This is a genomic window from Acetomicrobium mobile (assembly GCF_937920065.1).
Map to the genome: position 1 here is coordinate 1 of NZ_CALETC010000128.1, position 2754 is coordinate 2754.

The window sequence follows — 2754 nt, forward strand, 5'->3', positions numbered from 1 at the left end:
GGAATGTCATATTCCTTTGCAAAGGCTAGTAACCTTTGCAGAGAAGATACGTCTTCTACCTCTACCAATATGTCTGAAGGGCCTCCTATTTTCCAGCTTGAGTGAATCGATAAAGGTTCCTTTACCTTCAGGTTTTTTACGCCTATCGCGCGAAGCTTGTCTGCTAATTTTTTCGGTTTCAATTTCAACCCCTCAAATCTTATCGAATCACAAAAATCCCCAGAATATTTTATTTATGTCGTAGCTTTCAATAGGATATCAAACTTTTAGGATATTTGTCGTGGTAATTCCTCCAAAAAGGTACAAAATTTCACCGCTTTGAGACCACAAACGTAAGGCCGTCCTGAGGAATTGTCATTGGTTTCTAATGAGCTAAAGAATATTATACAAGTTTATGAAAAGTATTGCAGAAGCGCCGTTTGCGGGATGAACGTTAATTCCCCTCTTTTGGCCTTTCTTTGTTATAATATATATGGCTCAATAGAGCGCAAATGCAAAAGGAGGCCCCCATCTTGAGTCTTTTGTCCAAATGTAAGGATTTTATCTCACTGGATGATATTGTGGCCTTAATAGGGGTCGAAGGTAAAACGTTGGTTTATATGCGCGATGGTGGTGTTTGCTTCGTCGATAAAAGCGCAAGAACCATAGCGAAAAAATATGAAGAATTGTGCGCATTTTATAGAAGCGCATTGACTCCGAAATGGAAGGATTTAGGTCGTAAAAAGGGGAAGTGGTATGTTGATGAAAGAGACATTTGCTGAAGCCAAGGAGTATACAGCAAACGATATACAGATTTTGGAGGGCCTTGATGCTGCTCGACGCAGGCCGAGCATGTATATTGGAGATACTAGCATACGAGGTTTACACCATTTGGTTTATGAAGTGGTCGATAACGCAATAGACGAGGCCATGGCCGGCTATTGCGATCACGTGATTGTGACTCTTTATCCTGATGGTAGTGTCTCTGTGGAGGATAACGGCAGGGGTATACCCGTGGATATGCACCCTAAGGTCAATAAGTCAGCCGCTGAAGTGGTATTAACTACTCTTCACGCTGGAGGTAAGTTTGATAACAAGGCTTATCAAGTCTCCGGTGGACTTCATGGCGTTGGCGTATCAGTAGTCAATGCTTTATCATCATGGCTTGAACTTACAGTCTGGCGTGATGGTCTGGAATGGCATCAGCGTTACTCCAGGGGCGTCCCTCAGTGTGAATTAAAGGCGATCGGAGAATCCGATCGTACAGGCACGAGGGTGCACTTTATGCCAGATGATGCAATTTTCGAGGAAAGGGATTTTTCCTTTGATATATTAAGCGCCAGGTTGCGAGAGATTGCCTTTTTGGTACCGGGTTTGCATATAGAATTAATAGATATAAAAAACAACAGATCAAATTCTTTTAAGTACAAGGGCGGAATAGTTTCCTTTGTAGAGTATCTAAATAGGGATAAAACACCGTTATTTAAGGAACCAATTCATATATTTGGCGAAAAAGACGATGTTTTAGTGGAAGTTGCTCTTCAATACAACGACTCGTATCAAGAACGTCTTTTTGCCTTTGCAAACCTCATTCATACCATGGAAGGCGGTACTCACGTGATAGGTTTTAGGGCGGCTTTAACGCGAGCAGTAAACGAAATGGCAAGGAGGCAAAAGCTTTTAAGAGATAAAGATCCAAACCTGTCTGGTGACGACTTAAAGGAAGGCCTGACTGCCATAATTTCGGTAAAGCTCAAGGAACCTCAATTTGAGGGACAGACCAAAACTAGACTTGGTAACAGCGACGTTAGGGGTATAGTGGACTCGATTGTGTACGAAGGATTAATGACCTTTCTCGAGGAAAAGCCGGACTACCTAAGGCCAATTGTGGAAAAGGCCATCAAGGCAAGACAAGCTAGGGATGCTGCCAAAAAGGCCAGGGAGCTGGTAAGGCGCAAATCAGCTTTTAGCGGACTTGATTTGCCGGGCAAGTTGGCCGATTGTTCAAGTAAAAACCCTAAGGAGTCCGAGTTATACATCGTTGAGGGCGACTCTGCCGGAGGGAGTGCAAAGCAAGGTCGGGACAGGACCTTTCAGGCGATATTGCCCTTGCGCGGCAAGATATTAAACGTTGAGAAGGCGCGCCTCGATAAAGTGCTCTCCAATGCCGAGATAAGAACGATCATTCAAGCCTTGGGTTGCGGAATAGGAGAAGATTTTGATATTAACAGGCTGCGCTATCATAGAGTAATAATTATGACCGATGCCGATGTGGATGGTGCACACATTAGGACGCTTCTTCTCGCCTTCTTTTACCGGTTCATGCCCGAGATAATAGAGAAAGGACATCTTTACATTGCTCAACCGCCCCTTTATAGAGTGCAAGCTGGCAGGAGCGAGTACTATTGTTATTCTGATAAAGATTTGCGCAATGTAATGGAGCAACTGTCAAATAAAAAGGTATATGTACAGCGTTATAAAGGACTTGGCGAGATGAACCCAGAGCAGCTTTGGAAGACGACGATGAATCCCAAAGAAAGGATATTAAAAAGAGTGGACATTGAGGACGCTTTGGCAGCTGATGAATATTTTACCATATTGATGGGAGATAAGGTCGAACCGAGGAGGGAGTTCATAGAAGCACACGCTAAAGAAGTTAGAAATCTGGACGTGTGACTTGTTCTAATTGTTAGCACGGCAAATTATACGCGATTTTTTTATACTTGGCGTTGGATTGTTGATATGGTAAAAATAAATGAGAGGAGACACATATCC

Annotated in this window: 2 protein-coding genes and 1 pseudogene; 2 read left to right on the forward strand and 1 reads right to left on the reverse strand. The window is 43.1% G+C overall.

Going from position 1 to position 2754, the window contains the following annotated elements:
• Positions 1–182: pseudogene (locus tag Q7P41_RS05295) on the reverse strand (UDP-N-acetylenolpyruvoylglucosamine reductase); the annotation flags it as partial.
• A 330-nt stretch (positions 183–512) separates the two neighbouring features.
• Here Q7P41_RS05295 and Q7P41_RS05300 point away from each other — a divergent pair.
• Together Q7P41_RS05300 and gyrB are read left to right on the forward strand one after the other, a co-directional pair.
• Complete coding sequence (locus tag Q7P41_RS05300; protein WP_303882733.1) at positions 513–761, forward strand: hypothetical protein; 249 nt, start codon at positions 513–515, stop codon at positions 759–761.
• Entirely contained in the window at positions 742–2655 is a 1914-nt protein-coding gene (gene gyrB, locus Q7P41_RS05305; RefSeq protein WP_303882734.1) for a DNA topoisomerase (ATP-hydrolyzing) subunit B, read from the forward strand. The genes Q7P41_RS05300 and gyrB overlap by 20 nt, the downstream gene beginning before the upstream one ends.
• Positions 2656–2754: the final 99 nt, after the last annotated feature.

Excerpts from the sequence above, each read along its gene's own strand:
- gyrB (WP_303882734.1), top strand. The coding sequence starts at position 742 with ATGAAAGAGACATTTGCTGAAGCCAAGGAGTATACAGCAAACGATATA.